The organism is Falsiroseomonas sp. HW251 (assembly GCF_050563545.1).
Classification (GTDB): domain Bacteria; phylum Pseudomonadota; class Alphaproteobacteria; order Acetobacterales; family Acetobacteraceae; genus Falsiroseomonas.
Genome location: NZ_JBNXUM010000009.1, coordinates 69,559 through 93,737 on the forward strand (window position 1 = coordinate 69,559; position 24,179 = coordinate 93,737).

21 protein-coding genes, 2 tRNA genes and 1 pseudogene are annotated in these 24,179 nt (G+C 69.1%); 11 read left to right on the forward strand and 13 right to left on the reverse strand.

Going from position 1 to position 24,179, the window contains the following annotated elements; all coding sequences use genetic code 11:
* Positions 1-145 precede the first annotated feature (145 nt).
* Positions 146-424, reverse strand: a pseudogene (locus ACLF3M_RS12715) (transposase); the annotation flags it as partial.
* Between the two features lie 165 nt (positions 425-589).
* On the opposite strand from ACLF3M_RS12715, the gene ACLF3M_RS12720 reads away from it, so the two are divergent.
* Positions 590-1,873 (forward strand): replication protein RepA, encoded by a 1,284-nt coding sequence (locus tag ACLF3M_RS12720; protein WP_430657304.1) that lies wholly within the window; start codon positions 590-592, stop codon positions 1,871-1,873.
* 445 nt (positions 1,874-2,318) lie between these two features.
* Positions 2,319-3,206: a hypothetical protein gene (locus tag ACLF3M_RS12725; protein ID WP_430657305.1), complete on the forward strand. Its 888-nt coding sequence runs from the start codon at positions 2,319-2,321 to the stop codon at positions 3,204-3,206.
* 364 nt (positions 3,207-3,570) lie between these two features.
* Here the strand turns inward: ACLF3M_RS12725 and ACLF3M_RS12730 are convergent, their stop codons facing one another.
* Together ACLF3M_RS12730 and ACLF3M_RS12735 are read right to left on the reverse strand one after the other, a co-directional pair.
* Positions 3,571-3,870 carry a hypothetical protein gene (locus ACLF3M_RS12730; protein ID WP_430657306.1) on the reverse strand — a complete coding sequence of 100 codons (300 nt, stop codon included), beginning with the start codon at positions 3,868-3,870 and terminating at the stop codon, positions 3,571-3,573.
* A gap of 515 nt (positions 3,871-4,385) precedes the next feature.
* Positions 4,386-4,580 (reverse strand): hypothetical protein, encoded by a 195-nt coding sequence (locus ACLF3M_RS12735; RefSeq protein ID WP_430657307.1) that lies wholly within the window; start codon positions 4,578-4,580, stop codon positions 4,386-4,388.
* A 49-nt stretch (positions 4,581-4,629) separates the two neighbouring features.
* Between ACLF3M_RS12735 and ACLF3M_RS12740 the strand changes: the two genes are divergently transcribed.
* Positions 4,630-5,862 carry a tyrosine-type recombinase/integrase gene (locus ACLF3M_RS12740; protein ID WP_430657308.1) on the forward strand — a complete coding sequence of 411 codons (1,233 nt, stop codon included), beginning with the start codon at positions 4,630-4,632 and terminating at the stop codon, positions 5,860-5,862.
* A gap of 92 nt (positions 5,863-5,954) precedes the next feature.
* On the opposite strand, the gene ACLF3M_RS12745 is transcribed toward ACLF3M_RS12740, so the two are convergent.
* The 6 genes from ACLF3M_RS12745 to ACLF3M_RS12770 form a co-directional block, all read right to left on the reverse strand.
* Positions 5,955-6,030: transfer RNA gene (locus tag ACLF3M_RS12745), tRNA-Glu, on the reverse strand.
* 62 nt (positions 6,031-6,092) lie between these two features.
* The gene (locus ACLF3M_RS12750) at positions 6,093-7,142 is read right to left on the reverse strand and encodes an NAD(P)/FAD-dependent oxidoreductase (RefSeq protein ID WP_430657309.1); all 1,050 of its coding nucleotides are present in this window, start codon (positions 7,140-7,142) and stop codon (positions 6,093-6,095) included.
* Entirely contained in the window at positions 7,139-7,807 is a 669-nt protein-coding gene (locus tag ACLF3M_RS12755) for a methyltransferase domain-containing protein (protein WP_430657310.1), read from the reverse strand. The genes ACLF3M_RS12750 and ACLF3M_RS12755 overlap by 4 nt, the downstream gene beginning before the upstream one ends.
* A gap of 17 nt (positions 7,808-7,824) precedes the next feature.
* A complete protein-coding gene (locus ACLF3M_RS12760; RefSeq protein WP_430657311.1) occupies positions 7,825-8,889 on the reverse strand; it encodes a type III polyketide synthase in 1,065 nt (354 codons plus the stop codon).
* Positions 8,890-8,948: 59 nt separating this feature from the next.
* The gene (locus ACLF3M_RS12765; protein ID WP_430657312.1) at positions 8,949-10,133 is read right to left on the reverse strand and encodes a pyridoxal-phosphate-dependent aminotransferase family protein; all 1,185 of its coding nucleotides are present in this window, start codon (positions 10,131-10,133) and stop codon (positions 8,949-8,951) included.
* Between the two features lie 111 nt (positions 10,134-10,244).
* Positions 10,245-10,760 carry a PaaI family thioesterase gene (locus ACLF3M_RS12770; protein WP_430657313.1) on the reverse strand — a complete coding sequence of 172 codons (516 nt, stop codon included), beginning with the start codon at positions 10,758-10,760 and terminating at the stop codon, positions 10,245-10,247.
* A 166-nt stretch (positions 10,761-10,926) separates the two neighbouring features.
* Between ACLF3M_RS12770 and ACLF3M_RS12775 the strand changes: the two genes are divergently transcribed.
* The 5 genes from ACLF3M_RS12775 to ACLF3M_RS12795 all read left to right on the forward strand — a co-directional run bounded on the left by ACLF3M_RS12775 (position 10,927) and on the right by ACLF3M_RS12795 (position 17,197).
* Positions 10,927-13,884 carry an FAD-binding and (Fe-S)-binding domain-containing protein gene (locus tag ACLF3M_RS12775; RefSeq protein WP_430657314.1) on the forward strand — a complete coding sequence of 986 codons (2,958 nt, stop codon included), beginning with the start codon at positions 10,927-10,929 and terminating at the stop codon, positions 13,882-13,884.
* Positions 13,881-14,453, forward strand: a complete 573-nt coding sequence (locus ACLF3M_RS12780) for a DUF924 family protein (RefSeq protein ID WP_430657315.1) — start codon at positions 13,881-13,883, stop codon at positions 14,451-14,453. Before ACLF3M_RS12775 ends, ACLF3M_RS12780 begins: the two co-directional genes overlap by 4 nt.
* A 13-nt stretch (positions 14,454-14,466) precedes the next feature.
* Positions 14,467-14,829: a DUF1622 domain-containing protein gene (locus ACLF3M_RS12785; RefSeq protein WP_430657316.1), complete on the forward strand. Its 363-nt coding sequence runs from the start codon at positions 14,467-14,469 to the stop codon at positions 14,827-14,829.
* Between the two features lie 216 nt (positions 14,830-15,045).
* Positions 15,046-16,653: a catalase gene (locus ACLF3M_RS12790; protein WP_430657317.1), complete on the forward strand. Its 1,608-nt coding sequence runs from the start codon at positions 15,046-15,048 to the stop codon at positions 16,651-16,653.
* A gap of 4 nt (positions 16,654-16,657) precedes the next feature.
* Entirely contained in the window at positions 16,658-17,197 is a 540-nt protein-coding gene (locus ACLF3M_RS12795; protein WP_430657318.1) for an ankyrin repeat domain-containing protein, read from the forward strand.
* Positions 17,198-17,453: 256 nt separating this feature from the next.
* Here ACLF3M_RS12795 and ACLF3M_RS12800 read toward each other — a convergent pair.
* Positions 17,454-17,525: transfer RNA gene (locus tag ACLF3M_RS12800), tRNA-Val, on the reverse strand.
* A gap of 140 nt (positions 17,526-17,665) precedes the next feature.
* Between ACLF3M_RS12800 and ACLF3M_RS12805 the strand changes: the two genes are divergently transcribed.
* A complete protein-coding gene (locus ACLF3M_RS12805; protein WP_430657319.1) occupies positions 17,666-18,544 on the forward strand; it encodes an N-formylglutamate amidohydrolase in 879 nt (292 codons plus the stop codon).
* Between the two features lie 464 nt (positions 18,545-19,008).
* Here the strand turns inward: ACLF3M_RS12805 and ACLF3M_RS12810 are convergent, their stop codons facing one another.
* Positions 19,009-20,181, reverse strand: coding sequence for an acyl-CoA dehydrogenase family protein (locus tag ACLF3M_RS12810; protein WP_430657320.1), 1,173 nt, complete (start codon positions 20,179-20,181; stop codon positions 19,009-19,011).
* A gap of 199 nt (positions 20,182-20,380) precedes the next feature.
* Between ACLF3M_RS12810 and ACLF3M_RS12815 the strand changes: the two genes are divergently transcribed.
* Positions 20,381-21,403, forward strand: a complete 1,023-nt coding sequence (locus ACLF3M_RS12815) for an amino acid ABC transporter substrate-binding protein (protein WP_430657321.1) — start codon at positions 20,381-20,383, stop codon at positions 21,401-21,403.
* A 21-nt stretch (positions 21,404-21,424) separates the two neighbouring features.
* Here ACLF3M_RS12815 and ACLF3M_RS12820 read toward each other — a convergent pair whose 3' ends face one another.
* Entirely contained in the window at positions 21,425-22,879 is a 1,455-nt protein-coding gene (locus tag ACLF3M_RS12820; RefSeq protein WP_430657322.1) for an N-acyl-D-amino-acid deacylase family protein, read from the reverse strand.
* Positions 22,880-22,975: 96 nt separating this feature from the next.
* Here ACLF3M_RS12820 and ACLF3M_RS12825 point away from each other — a divergent pair, with 96 nt between their 5' ends.
* Positions 22,976-23,167, forward strand: coding sequence for a hypothetical protein (locus ACLF3M_RS12825; RefSeq protein WP_430657323.1), 192 nt, complete (start codon positions 22,976-22,978; stop codon positions 23,165-23,167).
* On the opposite strand, the gene ACLF3M_RS12830 is transcribed toward ACLF3M_RS12825, so the two are convergent.
* Entirely contained in the window at positions 23,164-24,153 is a 990-nt protein-coding gene (locus ACLF3M_RS12830; RefSeq protein ID WP_430657324.1) for a serine hydrolase domain-containing protein, read from the reverse strand. The two genes, ACLF3M_RS12825 and ACLF3M_RS12830, sit on opposite strands and share 4 nt — an antisense overlap.
* Positions 24,154-24,179 lie beyond the last annotated feature (26 nt).

The following is a 24,179-nucleotide window of genomic DNA, read 5'->3' on the forward strand; positions in this document are numbered from 1 at the left end:
TTCGACGACGCCAGCCGGCGCTCTCGGGCCACCTCGCCACCGGGCTGGTCCGACGTGAAGCACTGACATGCGGCGAATGGTGCTCGCGGTGCGCTCGGAGCGTCAGGCCGAACCTACGAGACGTAGCACGCGGTCATGGAGGACGGGTCGTGGCAGCACGCGCGGTATCGCCGGCGAGGCGGCGCTTGCCAGCTTCCAGGAACTCGTTGGACCAGGCGTAGTACAAGCTCTCGGCGATGCCCTCGCGGCGGCACAGCGCGGCGATGCTGTCCTCGCCACGCAGGCCTTCCAGCACGATCCGGATCTTCTCCTCGGCCGAGTGTTGCTTGCGGGTGCGTCGGCGGATGTCGCGCACCACCCGCTCGGCGGGCTGCTTTGCAGGGCCGGCCGCCACAGCGGCCGGCGCGGAGGATTTCTGGCTCATCTTCACTCCTTGGCGGTTACGATGAGCCAGAAATCCTCCGCTCCTCAACTTCCCCGATCTGTCCCAAAGGCGCCGACGCCGGACATTCCTATCGTCTGCAAGTGAGTCTCTGTAAGTATGAGCTTGGATCGCCCTCCGCGCGCACGGACGTCGGCTACCGCTGTCATGCAGCCGGCCGACGCTGTCGTCTGGGTGCATGCGTTATTCTGCAGCATGGCGCTGCCGATGCGAGCCACGCGTGGAGCGTGGCATCGCGCGATCGACGCTGGATTCGTCCGCATTGAACCCAGTGCCAGCGACGACATGGTGCCGAGCGGGCGCATCTTCCGCTTGAGCATGATGCAAATCTGCGATGCAGCCTTCAGATCGAATAGCGTGGTCGTCGAGCTGGGCACGGATGAGACGCTGCTTGCCGCTGCGATAGGCATTGATCCGAAGACGCGCGATCTGGCCGATCAGTGGCAGCGTCTCCAGGCTGCGCGGATCCTGTTGTCGGAAAGCGGCCAAGCGGAAGTCAGCGTGTTCGACGCGCGGAGCCGACGCCGTGTAGGCGACCTCGCCTGGCGATGCGGTGTCCGCCTAAGCACCAGATTCCTTTCCAGCCTGGTTGACCACGCGGTGCCTCTCGACCGAGGTGTAGTGCGACGACTGTCTGCCTCGCCGGCCGCGCTGGACGCGTATGCGTGGATCGCGATGTCGATCCGTCACGCGGCAGCGGACCAGATCGTGACGACAACGTGGAGCGACCTTCGGAAGCGGTTCGGCACTGCTTCACAGGATGGCGCCGATTTCAGATTGGCCTTCGAGGTCGCACTACGCTTGGTCTTCGAGGCGGACGACTCGATCGACCTTGCTGTCGGTGACGAAGGCGTCAGGGTCCGTCGTACGAAACCGGCAGAGAAGGCGAACAATACAGAACGCACCGCGCCGATGCAGCCGAACGCCGAGGCCATCGATGTCGATGCTGAGAAGCAGAGCGAGCGGCTAGCAATCCTACCGTGCACCGGGCCAGTTTGCGCGCCTCCCGAAGGCGCCAAACCTGCTGTGCTCCGCGACCAGGCTGTAGCTTCTCAGGATTTGCCGCAACACGACCAACCAGTCCCCGCCACTTCTGCGGCCGATCGGATCACGCGGGACAGCATCAGTCTTGCGAGACATCTGACCGGCTTGGCGCAAGTGATATGGCTCCGGCGTGGGCACGGCGAAGAGAACGTGTTGGTAGGGGTCACTCCCAGTCCGCGCTTCGAGGCTGAAAGGCTCACGGTCTTGGCCGTGGAGCCCATGGTCATTCAGGTGAGTGGAGGACTGAATGAGAGGGACTTCGAGCGTGTCTCAGCGTGGGTGATGAGCAACCGTGACGTGATCGACGAGTTTTGGGAAGGTCGGATCACGTCGTTCTCGGAGGTGAATCGGCGTGTGCGTAAGGCACCAGCGCCTGGATGGCGGTGAGCGAGACGGAAGTGTGGACGCGCTAGCCGCGCAGCCGTCCATCTAGGATAGCCTAGACAACTCTGCCCTGTTTGCTGCGCCCTGTCGCCCCGGTCCTCATCGTTCCGGAGCCGCTCGATATGCTCGCAAGCAGCCCTAACGCGGTCGTCGCAGCCGCGCGCTATGAAGCCGTAGAGGCTGTGCTCTAGGTCAGCCTGAGAAATACCGAATCCCCTGCGAAACGCGCGACCGCAGCGGCGTTCCAGAGGCTACACACGATCGAGACCCGGATGCACGACCTCACCGGACGCGGCCGCGTCACAGGCGTCGACGTCGCTAGGCGGCAGTGGCTTGGCTGAGGCCGGCGCCACCATTTGCACGCCCAGCGACTGGGGGCGCGCCCTGACCGAGGACGCGCTGGCCGCCAGCCTCGCCCTGGTGCTCGTCCACGGAGCTGAGCGGCGCCATGCCTGACCGGATCACGGACTTCAACGTCTGGCAGCAGGAAGCAGGCGCGACCGCTTCCTTCCCCTACGACCGCATCACCGTGGAGCGCTTCCGCAAGGCCTTCCCGCAGGCGCGCTGGCGGGACGACCTTCGCGCCTGGTTCGTCCCAGGCATCCGGGCCGAGCGTCGCGTCACCCGGTGGATGGGACGGGAATGGTCGGGCGTGCTGGCCTATGCCGACCAGCGCGGCCGCGACGCCTTCGATTTCGATCCCTTCACCAGCCGCTACCTGGAGGTCGCGGACACCTTCGTCGTCCGTACGCCGTATTCGCGCACGGTGATCGCCGAACTGCGGGAAGTGCCATGGGCCAGTTGGGACCCAGCGCTAAAGGCCTGCCGCGTGCCGTTCCGGTCCGTCGAGGATCTCCGCAAGCGCTGGCCCGCCATCGAGGAGGCCGCGAGGCACGCCGAGCCCGAGGAGCGGCGGCGGCGGGCTGAGAACGAGAAGGCCCCGGCCGAAAACGAGAAGCAAAAAGCGGAGGCCGCCGAGCGCCGTCGCAAGCGCTACCCTATCCCGGATGACGCCCTACCCCCGCTCGAAAAGGTGCTGATGACGCATGGCGGCTGCCTGGTGTTCAAGGACATCACCGGCGAGGCCGTGGAGACGGCGATCGCGGAGCGCTTCTACCCCGGCGTCACCGCAGGTTCAGGAACGCTGATCTGGGCGACCTCGCGCAGGCCCAGCCGCGACGAACTGCTCAAGGCATGGCCAGCACGGACACCGCCCTCCCCGGACGATCTGGCGCGCGGCTGGTGGCAGCCGACGATAGAGGTGCTGCGGGAGGAGCGGCGGAAGGCGGCATCGCTGGAGCGGGCCCAGGAAACGCGACGGTCCCGCGAGAACTGACGCGGTCAGCTCGACCCGACGTCGCAGCGCCCGCTCGCCTGGCGGAAGCTCGGTCCGCTCCGCCGGCCGCATCCGCTCAAGCCCTTCCCGTTCGGGCCTTCTGCCGCGTTCGGCAGCCGGTCTGGCAGACGGGCGTTGAGGGCCTTCGCAAGGGCGCGGGTAGCGGTCGCGCTGTCCGCCGGACGGCCGGGCCGCCTGGTGGCCTTGGCCGCGTGGGACAGCGTCGTGGCCGCCACTGCGACGCCCGCGAAGCCCAGCAGCCATCGGCGGTCCGTCGCTGTCAGCTCCGCGTTCCGGCCGCCGGCCAGGATTGGCGCGACCACCCCTAAGGAACCACACCATGGCGAGGTTCAGCCTGTAGCCACTATCTGTCTTGCAATTGCGGCCCGGCCCAGATCAGGTAATACAGGTGCCCGCCGCGCGTATTGCGGATCAGCCGGGCCGGCGAGACGTGGCCGAACGCGGCTTCCAGCCGGCCCCGGTACCACTCCAGCAGGCGCTGGCCGCTGTCCCGGAGCTTGCGGGTCTTTGGGCCGAAGAGGTCGGCGCTCTCCTCATAGGCTTGATCCCACCGAAGTGCCGGTTCATAGAACTCGGTGTTGAGGCGATGTGCCTGCAGGTAGGTCTTGAGGCACCGTCGCCGGGCAGCGGCCGAAGGTCGCAAGGATATACTCCGCCAACAGCGCCGTGAGCTCGACTGCCTCGGCACCGATGCTGGCGGCGCTCCCGGGCACCGCCGGATTTCCACTCGCGCCCAAGACCGTGAAGGGGTTGAGCCCGGTGTACATCCACCCGCCAAGGCCAAGGGCCTGGAGCGTCAGCGCACCGGTGTAGCAGGCAGTCCCCATCTCCACCGACACATCGGTCAGGGCAATCTGCTCGAGGAAAGTATCGCGCTGGGCAATAGGCGCCAGCTCTCGGCACGGGCGTCGCATCACGGCGGCTGGCGTCGTTCAGACCGACAGCGACAGTTCTGGATCGCTCCAGCGATAGGTGACACGCGACGACGCTCAACCGGGCGGTGCGCCTCTGGTCACAACAGCGACAATGAAACGGGCTGGTTTATGACGAGAGTCGCCCGGCGACTCATACGAAAAAGCGGTTCGTCGGGAATATCGTCTACCAATTTTTGACACGTATGCGAGCTGTGCGGCCGATCACGCCATCATTGCGAATCAGTTACTTTTTTTGGCAGCCGCATTTTTCGCACGAAATTTCCAGAGCAACCAGAATTCTTTCGAAGAACACGGCCCCAGTCGAGGATCTTGCCTGTACCTGCGGAAGTCCCGCAGCCTCGCGTACATGAGCGGCGACCGTCGAAATATTGACATCGGTATTGTCGAGGAGGCCCTGCGGCGTGTCCTTGCCGATCACGCGTCACACGAGGACACTATCGAGCTAGCCTGGGTGGAGGAGGCGAGAATTGCGCTCGAACGACACGACCCGCTTCGTACACTGGAAGAGGAGCGGCGACGGAAAAGTCAGGCCCGCTTATCGCCGAACGGTGCCGGGCGGCGAGTTCCGCGTTCCTCTTCCAGCGGACGTAGATCCGGAAAGTGAAGAGTTCCGCCGGGCCTGGGACGCAGCAGATCGTCTCTACCACCTTCAACGGACGCTTCCGGGGGTCAGCCGCGTTGTCAATCCGGGGACAGTCGATGAAGCTCTCGATATGGAATTGCGGTCCCCTGAGCACTTCGTCCGAGCACCAAGTTCTAAACGCCAGTACGAGGGTCACATTGAGCGCTTCCGTCGTGAATTCGGTCACGTGATGATGAAAGGTATTACTTGGCAATGGGTACAGGATCACAAGAAGAAATGGGCGAATGCTGGCCAGCAGAACCAGTGGAACATTACCCGCAAGGTCATGCGGCTCGTCACCGACCGCTTCATCAAGTCGTGCGAGAGCGAGCCACGTAGAAGAAAGTTAGCGCCACTCTCCAATCCATGGGGCAGAACGCCAAAGTTTAGGATCGAAACCGAGAAGGCTGAACGTCAAAATCGACCTTGGCCGCTCGACGTGATTGTGCGCGTCCTGCGGGGCGCGACCCCCGAATTCCGCAACCTTCTGCTTATCTATCTGCTCACGGCACAGCGCGGCCAAGATGTGCTTCGCTTCACCCGTGATCCAGTGACTTACAACAAGGCAGCAGGCGTCCTGATCTTTACGCAGGGGAAAACCAAGAAGGCGATGCGCGTGCCCGTCGCCCCACAACTCGCTGAGTTGCTCGCGCCCGAAGGCGAAGCGCTGCTTCGCACTCCAAGGGGCAAGCTTTGGAAATTGGAAAATGCTCAGGAGACCTTGCGAACGCTCCTCACAAACCTCGGGCTGCCCCGCTACACGCTTCACGGCCTGCGGTCGACGGCCGTCGCAGCGCTCGGGGAAGAAGGGTTCGCGGAGATCGCGATCATGGCTCTGACCGGGCACTCGGACGCGCGCTCGATACGCATTTACCTCGAGGGGTTCGACCAACAGCGGGCAGCGTCACCCGTCGTTGCCGCACTCTCCGCCAAGATCGAAACTGCCCTCCGTCAGGCATCTCTGGGAGCCAACGGCGGCCGAGTGGCCGGGGTGACCGGCCGCGCTGCAGCCCGGCTCGGCATCGCGGAACGGGCGCGCGTTCGGCGGAAGAAGTTACGCGGCGAGAACTCGGCTTGACGTGGACTGGACCCTTCGTGGACCCTGGACCCGGCCGGCGAGTTTGCCTCAGCCGTCCTTTGAAAACGGGAGTGAATTCAATGTCGTGGCTTTGGCGTCCCGTACGGGATTCGAACCCGTGCTGCCAACGTGAAAGGCTGGTGTCCTAGGCCTCTAGACGAACGGGACGGACCGAGGCGGGACGCGTATGGGGGCGCGCCGCCCCAGGGTCAAGACGGGGTGGGCCGCCCTCAGCCCAGCCGGGTCCGCCGCGCCGCCCAGGTCGCCGCTCCCGGCGCGGCCGCGATGCCGGCCAGCAGCAGGCCCGGCGCTCGTGCCGTCAGCCCCGCGACCAACCGTGCCAGGCCCATCCCGCTGCGGATCCGCCGGGCCCAGGCCGCCTGCTGCGCCGCCGGCGCATCGCCGCGCAACAGGGCAGCGGCGGCCGCCTGCCCCGAGGCCAACGCCATGGCCACCCCGTCGCCGCAGAAGGAGGGGATCACCGCGACCTGGTCTCCCGCCCTGAACACGGCGCCGGCACGCTCGACATGTCCATAGGGCACGCCCGCCACCACCATCGGCCGGTCCCAGGCTGGTTGCAGCGCGCCCAGCACCCGCGCCGCCAGCTCCGAGCCCGCTGCGACATGCGCCATGAAGCCCGCAGCGGACCGGGCCGCCGCGGCCACGCCAGGCGCATCGCGATCGAGCGCCGCGCAGAGATTGGCGCCGCCCGGCCTCGGCTGCAGCCCGGCATAGCCGCCCCGGCAGGCCAGCAGCAGGATCGCGGCCTCCGGCGGCGTGCCGTGCAGGACAAGCTTCACCCCGATCGAACCGCCGCGCGCCGACCGCCGCAGCCCGCGCAGATCGTGCTTGCCGGTCGCCAGCAGTACGGAGCGTGCGGTCAGTGACGCGTCGCGCAGCCGCAGGCGCCACCCCTCGCCGGAGGGCTCGGCGGCCAGGACCGGGGTTCCCGACCGCGTCTCCACGCCCTCGGCACGGGCCAGGTCCAGCAGGGCGGCGTCCAGTATCGCCCGCGGCAGGCCGCAGGCCGCGAAGGGCAGCGCGAGTTCGACCTGGCGGCGGCCGGCCGCGAAGACCGCGCGCCGGATCGGCACCTCGCCGAGCGCCGCCACATCCAGGCCGAGAGCCGCCAGGCGCTGGATCGCGTCCTCGGCGAGGAACTCGCCGCAGACCTTCTCCGTCGGCACCGCGTCGCGTTCCAGCAGCAGCGGCCTGGCACCGGCGCGGGCCAGCGTGATCGCCGCGGCCGCGCCGGCCGGGCCGCCGCCGATGACGATCACGCGCCCGGCCCCGACACCGCCCAGCGGAAGGGCAGGACCCAGCCTGTCTCGGCCTCGACCCCCGCCTCGGCGACCAGCCGCGTCCAATCCGCGCGGGTGAAGCCGCGGTTGATGGAGACCGGCCCGTCATGGATGACCATGGGATGCATGCGCATCAGCCGCGTGCCCGCCCAGACCGCGGCCCAGGGGATCCAATGGCGATGCAGGTCGAGGATCAGCCAGCGCCGGATCGTGTGCCGGGGAAGCCACCGCAGGAAGCGGACCAGCAGGTCGTCGGGCAGGTGATGCGCGAAGAGGCCGCAGCACACCACGTCGAAGCGGCGATCGGGCGGCAGGTCGAAGAGATCGCAGGTGATCCACCCGCCCGGGGTGCCGCGCGTGCGGGCGTGGCGCTCCGCCCAGGGGCTGCGGTCCAGCCCCCAGAGGTCCACCGCGACGCCGCGCTTCGCCCCCCAGCGTGCCACGGCGCGCAGCGCATCGCCGCCGCCGGCGCCGACATCCAGCAGCGACAGGCTGCTCAGCCCCTGTTCCGCCACCAGCCGGTCCAGGAACCGTGTCAGCGGGACATGCGCGAAGGTGATCCGGTTGAGGGTCTCGAGCCCATCCAGCGCGGCGGAGAAGTCCGCCTCGGACTGGCCGGGATCATCCATGATCTCCTCGGCCATGATCCGCGGCATGGCCGTCAGGCCGCCACGAAGCGCATGGATTCCGCCGAGAGCCCCGGCCCGAAGGCCAGCGCGCAGCCGCGCTGCCCGGGCGTCGCCCGGCGCATCATCGCCTCCAGCACGAACATCACGGTCGCCGAGGACATGTTGCCGTAGTCCCGAAGCACCGCGCGGCTCTCCGCCAGCGCGCCCTGAGGCAGCGCCAGGCCGTGCTCCACCGAGTCCAGGATGGTCCGCCCGCCGGGATGCACGGCCCAGAGGTCCACCTCCGACACCTCGCGCCCCGCCAGCATCTCGGCCTGCCAGTCCGGCATCAGATGCGCGAGCGTGAAGGGCACCATGCCGGACAGCGTCATGTCGAAGCCATCGTCGCCGATGCGCCAGGTGATCATGTCGCCAGCCGCGGGCATGACGATGCTCCGAAAGCCCTCGACCTGCAGCCCGACAGGCTCGGCGCTGACGATCGCCGCGGCGCAGCCATCGGCAAACAGAAGGAAGCACAGCAGTTGTTCGAGCGCCGTCGTGTCCTGCAGATGCAGCGTGCAGAGCTCGAGGCAGCAGACCAGCACCCGCGACCGGGGTTCGCTGCGCACGATATGCCAGGCGAGCTTCAGCGCGTTGATCGCGGCCTGGCAGCCCATGAAGCCCACCATGCTGCGCTCGACGTTGTTCGGCAGCCCATGCCGCTCCACGAGGTGCCGATCGAGGCCAGGCGCGACGAAGCCCGTGCAGGTCGCCAGCACCAGGTGGGTGATCCCCGCGGCCTCGGTTTCCAGCCCAAGGCTGGCGAAGGCCGCGTCGGCCAGGACCGGCGCCTCGGCCTCGTAGCGCGCCATGCGGGCCCGGGTCGTGGGGAAGGCGCTGCCGGCGCGGTAGAAGCCGCAGGCGGTGCCGGAGCCCTCGGGCTCCGACGCCTCCAGCACGGAGAAGCGCGTCGCGATGTCGGCCCGGGCCGCCATGCGGGCGAAGGCAGCGCGCCCCTTCTCGCCATCGGCCTGGTTGAAGGCGAAGGCTCGGAAGGCGCCGTGCACCTGGTTCCGGGGCACGGCGGTCGCGATGCGGTTGATGAAGACCTTGGTCACTTCAGGAATTGTGGGGGCGGTCCGGCTAGCCGTAACCCCCGCCCCCGGTGACGGCTGCGTCAGGCGTTCCCGTTGAGGTAGTCCATCGCGGCCACGACGCCGCCGGGCTGGCAGGGGATGCCGGCCGCCTTCAGCCCCATCTCGACCCCGCCGAGCGTGCCGACGAGCTGCAGGTCGCCGAAATCCCCGAGGTGGCCGATCCGGAACACCCGGTCGTTCAGCTGCCCGAGGCCGTTGCCCAGCGACATGTTGAACCTGTCCAGGATGGTCGCGCGCAGCGCGTTGGCGCTGTGGCCCTCCGGCAGGCGCACCGCGGTGAGAGCCGAGGAGTAGTGCCGCGGCTCCGCGCACTGGATCTCGAACCCCCAATGGCGGACGGCGCGGCGCGTCGCCTCGGCGTGGCGGTCATGCCGGTGGAAGACGTTGTCCAGACCCTCGGCCAGCAGCATGTCAACGGCCGTGTCCAGCGCGTAGAGCATGTTGGTCGCCGGCGTGTAGGGGAAGTACCCCGTCGCGTTTGACGCGATCATCGGCTTCCAGTCCCAGAAGCTGCGCGGCAGCTTCGCCGTCTCGCTCGCCTTCAGCGCCTTGGCGGAGACCGCGTTGAAGGACAGCCCGGGCGGCAGCATCAGCCCCTTCTGCGAGCCGGCGACAGTGACGTCCACGCCCCATTCGTCGTGCCGGTAGTCGATCGAGCCGAGCGAGGAAATGGTGTCCACCAGCAGCAGCGCGGGGTGGCCCGCCGCGTCCATCGCCTTCCGTACCTCGTCGATGCGGGAGGTGCAGCCCGTTGAGGTCTCGTTGTGGACGACGCAGACGGCCTTGATGTCGTGGGCCTTGTCCTCGCGCAGCTTCGCCTCGATCGCGGCCACGTCGGCGCCGCGGCGCCAGTCCGTCTTCACGTACTCCGGCACGATGCCGAGGCGCGTGGCCATCTCGTGCCAGAGATGGGCGAACCAGCCGGTCTCGCACATCAGCACGCGGTCGCCGGGCGAGAGCGTGTTGACCAGCGCGGCCTCCCACGCCCCGGTGCCGGAGGCCGGGTAGATAACCACATTCGACCTGGTCTTGAAGATCGCCTTGACCTTCTCCAGCACGCCTGCGCCCAGCTTGCCGAAGTCCGGGCCGCGATGGTCCATGGTCGGGTTATCCATGGCGCGCAGCACGCGGTCCGGCACGTTGGTGGGGCCGGGGATCTGCAGGAAATGGCGGCCGGCGGTCGGCTTGGACTGGAAATAGGCCATGGGCGTGTCCTCGGTGGGTTGCGCCTGTCTAGCCGCCGCCAATGTCTCCTGCCAATGAGTAGGGCTTGTCTGATTGATGAGCGTCATTGGTCCGGCGCGCCGGACGTGGGGTCAGTCCCAGACGCTGCGCGCCGCCAGCATGCGGTCGGTCCAGTCGGGCGCGGCCGGGGCCGCCCGCCGCCCCATGCCGCGCGGCACGCGCGCCCAGGATGCGACGGCATGGGCAACCTGGCGGTTGCTGTCCTCCGCGCGGATCGCGACTTCGCCGAACATGATCAGGCCATCCGTCTTGCGGAAGCCGGCCTCGGCCAGCAGCGCGCCGCTGCCCGGCGGGTGGACGAAGTTCATCGTGAGCGAGGTCGTGAACCCGCCTTCCCGCCCGCCCGACAAACGCAGCAGCGCCGCCCACATCGCGAGGTCGGCGATCCCCATCATCAACGCGCCGCAGACCTGGCCGCCGGGGCGCAGGAAGTCCTCCCGCGGTGGGAGCCGCAGTACGGCGGCGCCGGGCACGGCTTCCACGACCTGGAGGCCCCAGCCCCTGGCGAGCGGCACGCCCTCGTGCAGCATCGCCTCGATGTCCGCGGGCCGCAGGTGACGCCCGTCGCTGGCGGCAAGCTGTTCCATCATCTCTCTCCCGTGATGCGCGATCCCGGTTGGAACCTCGCCGCTTGCAAGGCCGTGCCGCATCCTCCGGTCGGACGATCCCACGGGATAAGTACGCCGATCCGACGGGCGGGGTTGGACCTCGCCTCCGCCTCGCGCTAATCCCCGCCGCCATGGAGCTCCGGGCATGAACGCAATCACCGAGCGGGGCTCGGGCGCCGGCGACGGCCGCGCGAAGATCGGTGACAGCAGGCTGGCGGCGCGGCTTTCGCGCGAGACGCGGGGCGAGGTGCTGTTCGGCGCCGGCGACCGCGGGCGCTACGCGACCGACGCGAGCATCTATCAGATGGAGCCCATCGGCGTGCTGGTCCCGCGCACCGCGGAGGACGTCGCCGCGGCGATGGCGATCTGCCGCGAGGAAGGGGTGCCCGTCCTGCCGCGCGGCGGCGGGACGTCGCAATGCGGCCAGACCGTCAACCGCGCGCTGGTGGTGGACTGCACGAAGTACCTGCGCAACGTGATCTCCGTCGAGGGAGACACCGCGCGCGTCGAGCCGGGAATCACGCTGGGTGCCCTCAACGAGGCACTGAAACCAACGAAGCAATTCTTCCCGGTCGATCCTTCGACCTGGATGCGCTGCACCATCGGCGGCATGGCGGCCAACAATTCCTGCGGGTCGAAATCCATCCGCTACGGGCTGATGGCGGACAATGTCCGCGCCATCGACGCGATCCTGGCAGACGGCACGCGCTTCGGCTTCGGCGAGTTGCCGGACAATCTCGGCCCCGACGTGCCGGGCCGCGTCGCCGACCTCGTCAGCCGGCTGCGCGAGATCGGCGCGCGCGAGGCCGCGGAGATCGCGGAACGCTTCCCGCACCAGCTTCGCCGCGTCGGCGGCTACAACCTCGATGCGCTGACGCCCGATGCGCGCGCCGTCGCGCCGTCAGGCGCGCGGATGGAAGGCTCTCGCGCCTCGCTGGCACGGCTGCTCGTCGGCAGCGAGGGGACGCTCGCCTTCTCCGCGGCACTCGACCTCAAGCTCTGGCCGATCAAGCCGCGCAAGGTGCTGGGGATCTGCCAGTTCCCGTCCTTCCGCCGCGCGATGGAGGCGTCGAGGCAACTGGTCACGTTGGATCCCGAGGCGGTGGAGCTGGTGGACCGGACGATGATCGACCTCGGCCGCTCGATCCCGATCTACCGCGGTACCATCGACCGCATTCTGATCGGCGAGCCCGACAGCCTGCTGATCGTCGAATTCCACGGGCAGGAGGACGCGCCGCTGCTGGCCGCGCTGGATCGGCTCGAGGAGATGATGGGCGATCTCGGCCTTCCCGGCCAGGTCGTGCGCGTCACCGATGCCGGCTTCCAGGCCCAGGTCGCGGAGGTGCGCGAGGCCGGGCTCAACATCATGATGTCCATGAAGGGCGACGGGAAGCCCGTGTCTTTCATCGAGGATTGCGCCGTCGGCCTCGACGACCTCGCGGACTACACGGAACGCCTGAACGGCGTCTTCGCCAAGCACGGCACGGTCGGCACCTGGTACGCGCATGCTTCCGTGGGCTGCCTGCATGTCCGGCCCGTCCTCAACATGAAGGACGGCGAGGACGTCAGGAAAATGAGGGCAATCGCAGAGGAATGCTTCGCCCTGGTGCGCGAATACAAGGGCAGCCATTCCGGCGAGCATGGCGACGGCATTGTCCGCTCCGAGTTCAACGAGCCGATGTTCGGCGCCCGCATCGCCCGTGCCTTCGAACAGGTGAAGGACGCCTTCGACCCCGCATCGGACGCGCTGCCGCATGGGCTGCTGAACCCGAACCGCGTCGTGCATCCCCCTCGGATGGATGACCGCCGGCTGTTCCGGTACGGGCCGGACTACGCAGCCGACACCGCGATCACGCCCGAGCTCGACTGGAGCGCCTGGCCTGGCCCGCAGGGCGGCCTGCTCGGCGCGGTCGAGATGTGCAACAACAACGGGACCTGCCGGAAGTTCGACGCGGGCACGATGTGCCCGTCCTACCGCGCGACGCGCGACGAGCAGCACGTCACGCGCGGGCGCGCCAACACGCTGCGCCTGGCGCTGACCGGCCAGATCCCGGGCGGACTGGCGTCGGACGAGGTCGCCGACGCGCTCTCGCTTTGCGTGGCCTGCAAGGGCTGCAAGCGGGAATGCCCGACCGGCGTGGACATGGCCAGGATGAAGGTCGAGGCCGCGAACGCCCGCAACGCCGCACGCGGCATTGCGTGGAAGGATCGGATCGTCGCGGAGATGCCGCGCTGGGCGCCCTGGGCCGCGATGGTCGCGCCCTTCGTGAACTGGCCCGCCATGATCCCCGGCGCGAAGGGCGCAGTCGGGTTTGCCGACCGCCCCCTGCCCCGCTTCCGCCGCGACGCCTTCCGCGACGCGGAATGCCGCGAGCCCGACGGCCGCGACAACGAGGTCATCCTGCTGCCCGACCTCTTCAACCGCCATTTCGAGCCGGAGAACCTCCGCGCAGCGATCCGCGTGCTGCGCGCCGCCGGCGCCGATCCCGCGGTGGCGCGCCCGCCGCGCGGCACGCGGCCGCTGGACGACGGACGCACGTATCTCGCCGCCGGCATGATCGAGCAGGCCCGCGCCGAAGCCCGCCGCACGATCGAGGCGCTGTCGCGCTGGTCGAGCCCCGTGCTCGGCCTCGAACCGTCCTGCCTGATGACGCTGCGCGACGAGTTTCGGGCACTGGTGCCGGGCGAGGCGGCGGAACGGCTCTCGGATCGTGCGCTGCTCGTCTCGGAATGGCTGGCGCAGGCCAAGCCCGCGCTAAACCTGAAGCCGCTGGACGCCGAGGCCCACATCCACGGCCATTGCCACCAGAAGGCCTTCGGCGCCTTCCCGGCCGCAGTCGCCGCGCTGACGCGCATCCCGGGGCTGAAGGTCACGCCGATCACGTCGTCCTGCTGCGGCATGGCCGGCGCCTTCGGCTACGACGCGAAGAAGCTGGAGGTGAGCAAGGCGATGGCCGAGCTCTCGCTGCTGCCGCATGTCCGCAAGGCCGCCAGCGACGCGATCATTGTCGCCGACGGCACCTCCTGCCGCCACCAGATCGCCGACCTCGCGGGCCGCGCGGCCCTCCATTCCATCCGCCTGCTGGACCGCGCACTCGCATGACCGACGCCGACCGCCTGCTCGCCTTCTGGTTCGCCGACGGCCCCGACGTCTGGCGCGAGGCCTGGTTCGCGAAGGACGAGACCTTCGACGCGTCCTGCCGCGACGGCTTCGGCGCGCTGGTCGTCCCCGCGCGAGACGGCGCGCTGGACGGCTGGGCCACCACGCCGAAGGGCGCGCTTGCGCTGCTGCTGCTGCTCGACCAGTTCCCGCGCAACCTCTTCCGGGGCGGCGCCGAGGCCTTCGCCTCCGACGCGCATGCCCGGCGGATCGCGCGCAACGCCGTGCTGCGCGACCGCTTCGACATGGTGCTCGCGCCGATGGAGCGGATCTTTCTCTACCTCCCCTTCGAGCATGGCGAGGCGCTGGCCGACCAGGACCTCTCTGTCGCGCTGTTCGAGGGGCTGCGCGACGTCGCGGCAATGCGCGCGCCTGGCAGCACCATCGACTATGCCTGGCGGCATCGCGCGGTGATCCAGCGCTTCGCCCGCTTTCCGCACCGCAACGCCGTGCTCGGCCGCGCCAGCACGCCGGAGGAGCAGGCCTGGCTGGACGCCGGCGGCGGCTTCTGAACCAATCGGGGTCATGCAGGACCTCATCAAGGAAGCGACGGAGTGGGTCGCCGTCGGCGTCGAGGTCGCCGCGGTGGTCGTCATCGCCGTCGCGGCCCTCGCCTCCATTGGACGCTGCGTCCTGGTCTGGACGGGCCGCACCGGCACGGTGGAGGCCGGGATCGAGGGGCTTCGCCTGCGCCTGGCGCGCTGGCTCGCCGTCGCGCTGGAATTCACGCTGGCCGCCGACATCCTGCGCACCGCCGTCGCGCCGAGCTGGGACGACATCGGCAAGCTCGCCGCCATCGCGGCCCTTCGCACGCTGCTGAACTTCTTCCTCCAGCGCGAGATCGAAAGCGCGGCCCGCGCGGAGCGCGCCGGCACGCCCGCCGCCTGAACCGCGCTTCGCGGCCAGAGCCGCGACGAGGCGATGCGCGCCCCTTCGACCAGCAACGCCGGCTGCGCGCTGCCCAGCCGTGGAGGCGCACGCAAGCCGCCCGGCGTCGCGCCGCCGGAAGGAACACCGCGCCCCGCTCTCGCGTTGGCGAGGTCAGGTGGCGAAGAACCCGCGCGTTCCTCGCCCGCAACGCTATTCGGAAAGGGGGAGACGCTCATGAGCGGCCAGACCCAGCGACCCGTCCTGACGACCCGGCAGGGCCATCCCGTCACCGACAACCAGAGCCTCCGCAGCGTCGGCGAGCGCGGCCCGGCGACGCTCGAGAACTACCAGTTCATCGAGAAGATCACCCATTTCGACCGGGAACGCATCCCGGAGCGCGTGGTGCATGCCCGTGGCACCGGCGCGCATGGCTATTTCGAGGCCTATGGGAAGATCGGCGACGAGCCCGCGTCCCGCTACACCCGGGCCAAGGTCCTGACGGAAGCCGGCAAGCGCACGCCGCTCTTTGTCCGCTTCTCCACCGTCATCGGCAGCAAGGACAGCCCGGAGACCGCGCGCGATCCCCGCGGCTTCGCCGTGAAGTTCTACACCGAGGACGGCAACTGGGACCTGGTCGGGAACAACCTGCGGATCTTCTTCATCCGCGACGCCATCAAGTTCCCGGACATGATCCACGCCTTCAAGCCGGATCCCGTCACCAACCGCCAGGAACCCTGGCGCTTCTACGACTTCGTTCAGCACCACCCGGAAGCCCTGCACATGGTGACCTGGGTGAAGAGCCCCTGGGGCATCCCGGCGAGCTACCGCCACATGGAGGGCTCCTCGGTCAACACCTACAAGCTGGTGAACAAGGAGGGCGTCGCGCATCTCGCCAAGTTCTCCTGGGTGCCGAAGCAGGGCGTGAAGAACCTCACCGCCGCGCAGGCCGCGGAGATCCAGGCCAAGGAGGTCGGCCACGCCACGAAGGACCTCTACGAGGCAATCGAGAACGGCGAAAATCCGGAGTGGGAATTCTGCGTCCAGCTGATGTCGGATGATCCGCACGACGAGCTGGATTTCGACCCGCTGGACGACACCAAGCGCTGGCCGGAGGACAAATTCCCCCTGCTGCCAGTCGGCCGCATGGTGCTCGACCGCAACCCCGACAACGTCCACGCCGAGACCGAGCAGTCGGCCTTCGGCACCGGCGTGCTGGTGGACGGCATCGACTTCTCCGACGACAAGATGCTGCAGGGGCGGACGCTCTCCTACTCCGACACGCAGCGCTACCGCGTGGGGCCGAACTACCTGCAACTGCCGATCAACGCCCCGAAGGTCCCCGCCAACACCAATCAGCAGGGCGGCTTCATGGCCTTCCAGGTGGACAACACCGGCGGCAACAAGCACGTGAACTACGAGCCGAGCTCCGTCGCCGGCCTGGCCGAGGCGCCGCGCCCGGGCAGCGATTACCACCAATGGGTCCAGGGCCATCTCGGCCGCTACCAGGCGACCCGCACTGAAGCGGACTACGCCCAGGCCGGCCAGCGCTACCGCAGCTTCGAGGCTTGGGAGCGCGACGACCTCATCGCCAACCTCGCCGCCGACATGAAGGAATGCCCGGAGCCGATTGCGCTGCGCATGATCTGGCACTTCTGGCATTGCGACCCCGACTACGGCACGCGCGTCGCGCAGGCCGCCGGCGTCGACCTCGAGAAGGCGAAGGCGCTGCCGCCGCTGGAGAGCAAGCCCGCTCCGAACCAGAAGCGGCCCGGCCCGACCTACACCAGCGGCCGGCCGGAGGAGCCCGCGAACAGCCGCCCCGGCCAGCAGGCCGCGGAATAGCACGATGGAGGAGGGGCCGCGCCCCGATCCCGCGACGCTGGACGAGGCGACACTCGCCTTCGTCAGGCGCGTCTTCGGCATTGCCCGGGGCGGTCAGGCGGAGGAACTGCGCGGCCTGCTCGCCCAGGGCCTGCCGCGCAACCTCCGCAACGAGAAGGGCGACAGCCTTCTGATGCTGGCCGCCTATCACGGCCAGGCGGAGACGGTGCGCGTCCTTCTGGAAGCCTGGGCCGACCCGGATCTGCCGAACGATCGCGGGCAGACGCCGCTCGCCGCCGCCGCCTTCAAGGGCGATGCGGCGGTGGTGCGGCTGCTGCTAAGGCACGGCGCGGCAGTCGATGCGCGCGGCGAGGGCGGGCGCACTGCGCTCTTCGTCGCCGCCATGTTCAACCGGGCGGAGATCGTGAAGCTGCTGCTGTCCCAGGGTGCCGATCCCACGGTGCGCGACGAGAGCGGCAGGGATGCTGCGGCGGCGGCGCGGGCCATGGGGGCGCCCGACACGCCGGCGCTGGTGGAAGCCCCGGTCAGGCGCCGCGCCGGCTGACCTGGCAAGCCTGCTACGTCGTTCGCCATCGGCGGGACCGCCTGAAACGGAAAGCCCCCGCCGGCCTGGACCGGCGGGGGCTGAAATCCTCGCGGGCCGGGTTCGTCCCGGCAAGCGGCCGCTTCCGTGATCGGAAGCCTTCGCCGGCAGGCGCCCCGCGACACGTCCCAATGTAGGACGCAACGGTTATCCTTTTCCGAACGGCGGCAAAGCCGCGTCGTGACCGGTATGACGGAAGCTAAGTGGTTGAAGGGAATGGGCGCGACAGGGATTGAACCTGTGACCCCCACCGTGTCAAGGTGGTGCTCTCCCGCTGAGCTACGCGCCCGTCCAGCGGTCGCGCCGTCCTAGCGCCCTCGGCCACCGGCTGGCAAGGGGAGGTTTCCGCCCGACGGGTCCATGGGTTGGCGCATGGGCGCTTCCGCACGGATGACAAGCATGGCGGGGCTGTGGCTTGATCGGAGCCAGATGGACCTGCTGCCCCCCTCCCCCCCGGGCGCCGAGCATCCGCCGCCCTTCCGGGTGATGCGGCCGGCGCGCCAGACCCTGCCGCTGATCTTCGCCTCGCCCCATTCCGGCGCGCATTACTCCGCCGATTTCCTCGCCGAGGCCAGGCTCGACCCCGTGGCGCTGCGCCGTAGCGAGGACAGCTTCGTGGACGAGCTCTTCGCCGCCGCGCCGGCCGCCGGGATCCCGCTGCTCACCGCGACCTTCCCGCGCGTCTTCTGCGACGCGAACCGCGAGCCCTGGGAGCTTGACCCCGCCATGTTCGACGGGCCGCTGCCGTCCTGGGTCAACAGCGCCAGCCCCCGCGTCGGCGCCGGGCTCGGCACCATCGCCCGCGTGGTCGCGACCGGGGAGCCGGTCTATCGCCACAAGCTGGCCTTCGCCGAGGCCGAGGCGCGCATCCGCGATTTTTGGCAGCCCTACCATGCCGCGCTCGGCGGGCTGATCGCCGAGACCCGCGCGGCCTTCGGCTGCTGCCTGCTGGTCGACTGCCATTCCATGCCGAGCCACCCGGCCTATGGCTCACCGCCGGCGGATTTCGTGCTGGGGGACGCGCATGGCACGTCCTGCGCGCCGCGTGCGACCCGGCTGTTCGAGGACACGCTGTCCGCGCTGGGCTATCGCGTCCGGCGCAACGATCCCTACGCCGGGGGCTATGTCACGCGCCATTACGGCGCCCCGCGCGACGGGGTGCACACGCTGCAGATCGAGGTCGCGCGGCGCCTCTACATGGACGAGGCGCGGGTGCAGCGAGCGCCGGGCATGGCGGCGCTGAAGCGCGACCTCGGCCATGTCGTGACGGTGCTCGGCGGGACGGATTGGACGTTCCTGCGCGGCTGAGACTGGCCAGGGAGGTCCCTGAAAAAGAAAGGGCGGCGCCTTGCGGCGCCGCCGAGTTTAGGGAGGAAACGTCCAAGAAAGACAGCCAGGGCCTCAGCCCTTGCTGCGCTGCACAAATTAGGGGTCCGGGGCCGATCCTGCAAGCCAGATTTTTGCAGTGCAGCAGATTGCCGCCATGCATGAAGCACATGTCACGTTGACGAAGCGCCAGCGACTTCAATTGGAAACAGGTTAACGGGTGGCTACGAGGCGGCGCGTATGGGTCGAGCATCCGCAGACCGCATCACCGCCGAGTGCGGCAGAACGCTTAACGTGCTTTCAGTTATCTCTGCTCTGAAGACGGCGGCGAACTTCCCTCGCAGGCACGCACACATACTTTGCCGCACCCACCCGCGTGTGCCCGGCCCGCCGATCTCTGAAGCCGGACCAGGGGTGCTCGACGCGCGCTACGGCGCCGGGAAGGCTCAGTAGCTCCGCGGCATCCCGAGCACGTGCTCGCCGATATAGCCCAGGATCAGGTTCGTGCTGATCGGCGCGACCTGGTACAGCCGCGTCTCCCTGAACTTCCGCTCGATGTCGTACTCCTCGGCGAAGCCGAAGCCGCCATGGGTCTGGATGCAGGCCTCGCCCGCCGCCCAGGACGCCTCGGCCGCCAGCATCTTGCCCATGTTGGCTTCCTCGCCGCAGTTCTCGCCGCGCTCGAACTTCGCCAGGCCCTTCTGCACGATGGCCTCCGCGGCGCGCATCTGGGCGTAGGCGCGCGCGATCGGGAACTGCACGCCCTGATTCGCGCCGATCGGCTTGCCGAACAGCACGCGCTCCTTCGCGTAGTCGCGGGCCTTGCCGATGAACCACTTGGCGTCGCCGATGCACTCGGCGGCGATCAGCAGCCGCTCGGCGTTCATTCCATCCAGGATGTAACGGAAGCCCCGGCCCTCGACGCCGACCAGGTTCCCGGCCGGCACTTCCATGTTGTCGAAAAAGACCTCGCAGGAATTGTGGTTCATCATCGTCCGGATCGGACGGATGGTCAGGCCCTTCCCCAGCGCCTCGCGCATGTCCACGATGAAGGTGGACAGGCCCTCGGTCTTCTTCGCGACCTTGTCCCGCGGCGTGGTGCGCGCGAGCAGCAGCATCAGGTCGGAATGCTCGGCGCGGCTGGTCCAGATCTTCTGGCCATTGACGACATACCGGTCGCCCTCGCGCCGCGCCGTGGTGCGCAACGCCGTCGTGTCCGTCCCGCTCGTCGGCTCCGTCACGCCGAAGGCCTGCAGGCGGAGATCGCCGGCCGCGATGGCGGGCAGGTACTTCGCCTTCTGCGCCGCGCTGCCATGCCGCAGGATCGTGCCCATGATGTACATCTGGGCGTGACAGGCCGCGCCGTTGCAGCCCGATGCCTGGATTTCCTCCAGGATCGCCGCTGCGCCGGACAGGGGCAGTCCGGCGCCGCCGTATTCCTCGGGGATCAGCGCGGCGAGCCAGCCGGCCTCGGTCAGCGCGGCCACGAATTCCGTGGGATAGCCGCGGCGCGAGTCGAGCTCGCGCCAGTATTCGCCCGGGAACTTCGCGCAGAGCTTGCGGACCTCCGCGCGGATCTCGGCATGTGGGTCGGCTTCGGCGGGGGTGTGGCGGTCCATGGCGGTGTTCCGGCGCTGGTCGGGCGGCAGACCGGCCTTAGGCGCAGCCGGCAAGAACCGCAATCCGGGACGAACGGTCATGCCGGCAAGGCCGGGGTCGTGACCGCGGGAGATCCGACGGATAGGCTGGCTCCGCTGTGAACCCTTCGGCGCTGCCTTGCCGGCCGGAGCGAGACGCCAGGAGAAGGAAGGAAAGAGCATGACGATCCGCAACATGATCCGGGCGGCCGCCCTCGCCGCCATGTGCTGGACCGGCGCCGCCCATGCGGGCGCCACGCTGGATGGGGTGAAGCAGCGCGGCGTGCTCGCCTGCGGCGTGAATGTCGGCATCGCCGGCTTCTCGCTGCCGGACAGCCAGGGCGTCTGGCGCGGCATGGACGCCGATCTCTGCCGCGCCGTCGCGGCCGCCGTGCTCGGCGACCCGAACAAGGTGCGCTTCGTGCCACTGACGGCGGTGCAGCGCTTCACCGCGCTGCAATCCGGCGAGATCGACGTGCTGATCCGCCAGACCACGCTGACGATGACGCGCGACACCAATCTCGGTCTGCGCATGGTTGGCGTGAACCTCTATGACGGCCACGGCTTCATGGTCCGCCGCGACGCCAATGTCCGCGACCTCCGCGGCATGGACGGCATGACGATCTGCCTGTCGCCCGGCACGACGAACGAGCTGGTGACCACCGACGCCTTCCGCGCCGCCGGGCTGCGCTTCACGCCCGTGCTGCAGGAACGCATGCAGGACAACGCGCAGGCGCTGACCGCGGGCCGCTGCGACGCCATCGGCACCGACGCAACGCAGCTCGCCGCGCTGCGCAGCCAGTTCGCGCGGCCGAACGACTACGTCATCCTGGAGCAGCGCTTCTCCAAGGAGCCCTATGGCCCGGTGGTGCGCCGCGAAGACCAGGAGTGGTTCGACGTGGTGCGCTGGGTGCTGTTCGGCCTGATCGAGGCGGAGGAGCTTGGCGTCACCAGCCAGAACGCCGAGCAGCTGCGCGCGACCAGCCCCGATCCCGCCATACGCCGCCTGCTCGGGACGGTGCCCGATCTCGCGAACGCCATAAAGCTTCAGCCGAGCTGGATGTACGACGCGATCCGCGCCGTCGGGAACTACGGCGAGCTCTATGAGCGCACGATCGGCCCGAACACGCCGATCGGCCTGCCGCGCGGGGCCAACGACCTCTGGACCCGCGGCGGTCTGATGTATTCCTGGCCGATGCGCTGAACCCGGCGCGCCGGTGCCGCGTCACGCCTTGTGGCGCGTCACCAGCCGCCCGGGCTTCTCGCCCGTGGCCCCCTTGCCCGCCCGGAAGGTCGGCACGCCATTCGCCCAGACCTCGTCGATGCCAATCGAGGGCTGCTTCGGGTTCTCGAAGGTGGCGGCGTCGATCACCGTCGCGGGGTCGAACAGCACGAGGTCGGCATAGGCGCCTTCCCGCAGCACGCCGCGATCGACGATGCCATAGGCCTCGGCGCAGCGGCCGGTCATCTTGTGGATCGCCGTCTCCATACTGAAGAGGCCGAGGCCCCGCGCGTAGTGCCCCAGCACGCGCGGGAAGGTCCCCCACAGGCGCGGATGCGGATGCGCGTCATGTGGGATGCCGTCGGACCCGATCATGGACATGGGATGCGCCATGATGCGCTGCACGTCATCCTCGTCCATCTGGAAGCTGATCTGGCCGGCCGGCAGCAGGCGTTCGGCGGCCAGGCGGATATCGGTGTTCCAGCCGCGGGCGATCTCGCTGAGGTAGCGGCCGGCCATCTCGGGGTGCGGGATGGACCAGGTGATGATCACCGGCACGTCGTCCCGCAGCCGGTCCGGCATCAGTACGGTGGAGCCCGCGGGGTACGGGTAGACGTCGTAGGCGAGCTGTTGCGTGCGCGCATAGGCCTCGAGCAGCGGTAGCGTCTGGACCGAGCGTCCGTAATTCTCGGGCAGCGAGCATTTGTGGTGGCTGATCTGCACCTGCACGCCGGCGCGCTTGCCGATCTCCATGGTCTCCTCGATCGAGGCGAGGACGTGGTTGGCCTCGTCTCGCATATGCGTGGAGTAGAGGCCGTCGAAGGGCTTCAGCGCCTCGGTGATCGCCACGACCTCGTCCGTCGTCGCATGCATGTTGGGGGGATAGTAGAGGCCGGTCGAGAAGCCGGAGGCGCCTTCCGCCATCGACTGCTTCACGCGGGCATGCATGTGCGCGATCTCGGAGTCCTTCGCCGCGCGGTAGACGTCGCCGTCCATCGCTTCCACGCGCAGCGTCTGGTTGCCGACGAGGGCGTAGACGTTGACCTCGGAGCCCTTCGAGTTGATCTCGTGGGCGTAGTCGCCGAAATCGCCGAAGCGCCACCAGCCCTCGGCTCCGACCAGGTCGAGCGGCGGGGGCGGCGCCTTCCTGAAGCGCGCGGGCGCCAGCGCCACGCCGCAGCAGCCGCAGACCACCGTGGTGACACCCTGGCTCGTCTTGCAGAGCGTGCCCTCCGGCCCGATCAGCACGGCGCGATCGTCATGGGTATGCGCATCGATGAAGCCGGGCGCGATCGCCTTGCCGGTGGCGATGACCTCGCGGTCCGCACTCGCACCGCCGAGGTCGCCGACGCCCACGATCCGCTCCCCCGTCACGCCGACATCGCCGACACGGCGCGGCCCGCCGGTGCCGTCGAAGATCGTGGCGTCGCGGATGATGAGGTCGCAGCGCAGGGCCATGGCGTTCCGTCCCGTTTCAGGCGTTCGCGCCGATCATGGCAAGGGCGCGCGCCCGACGGAAGGGAGCCACCAGGCCTCGGCCGCGTTCATCGCGCGATGAGCGAGAAACGCCCCCTGCCCGCCGGCGCGTCGGAACGCATGAACAGCGCCGATGCCGCCAGCGCGAACACCGCGGAGAAGGCGCAGCGCCACGGCGTGACGCGCAACCCCAAGGCCAAGGTGCCGTCCGACCTCTATCCCGACCCGCCCGGGGTCGATGACAGCACCAAGGGCGGCCCGGACGACTAGGCGCCCAGTGCGGGCAGGATGCCGTCCACCAGCAGGGCATGCCTGGTGAAGACCTGCCCGAGCACGCGCGGCACGTCGGGGTTGGACGTCATCACCACGGTCACGCCGAGCCCTGGCAGCACATAGACCATCTGCCCGCCATAGCCCCAGGCGAAATACACGGCATGCCCGCCCGCCTGACCGATCCACCAGCCCAGGCCGTAAAGCTGCCCGCTGAAGCTGCTCTGCCCGCGCGGAACCCAGGCGTCGCGCAGGAAGGCGGCCGGGATCACCTCCTGCCCGCCGGCGACGCCGCCCTGCCGGCAGCACTCCCCAAAGGCAAGCAACGCGCGCGGCGAGAGCGCCATCTCGTTGCCGCCGAAATGCTGCCCCTGCGGGTCGCGCATCCAATCCGGCACCGCGAAGCCGAGCGGACCGAACAGCCAGTCCTGCGCGAGGTCGCGCAGGCTGCGCCGCGACGCCCTGACGAGGGCGAGGCCCAGTAGATGCGAGCTGCCCGTGGAATAGATCATGCGCCCGCCGGGCTCATCGACCATCGGGCGCGACAGGACGAAGCGCACCCAGTCGCGGCTCGCGACCCAAGCGCCGTAGTTGCGGCCGGAGGTGCTCTCGAGCCCCGCCTGCATGGAGAGCAGGTGCCCGATGGTGATGTCGCGCACGCGCGGATCGGCCTCGGCCGGGATGCGCCCGGCGAGCAGCGGCGCGGCAGGCTGGTAGAGCCCCTGCAGCACGCCGCGTGCCAGGCCGATGCCCGCGAGCGTCGCCACGATGGTCTTCGACGCCGACTTGACGTTGGCCGGCGCGTCCAGGCCCGGGCCGCGAAGGACGCGCTGGACCAGCATCTCGCCCTGCCGCGCGACGATCAGCGTACGCAGATCGGCCGTCGCCTCCGCGGCGCGCTGGATGGCCGGCAGATCCGGCGCCTCGGCTAGCGCGGGCAGCGGCAGGGCGAGCAGAAGCGCGGCGCGGCGGCCGATCACGGGCATGCACCCATGATGGCGCCGCACGCCGG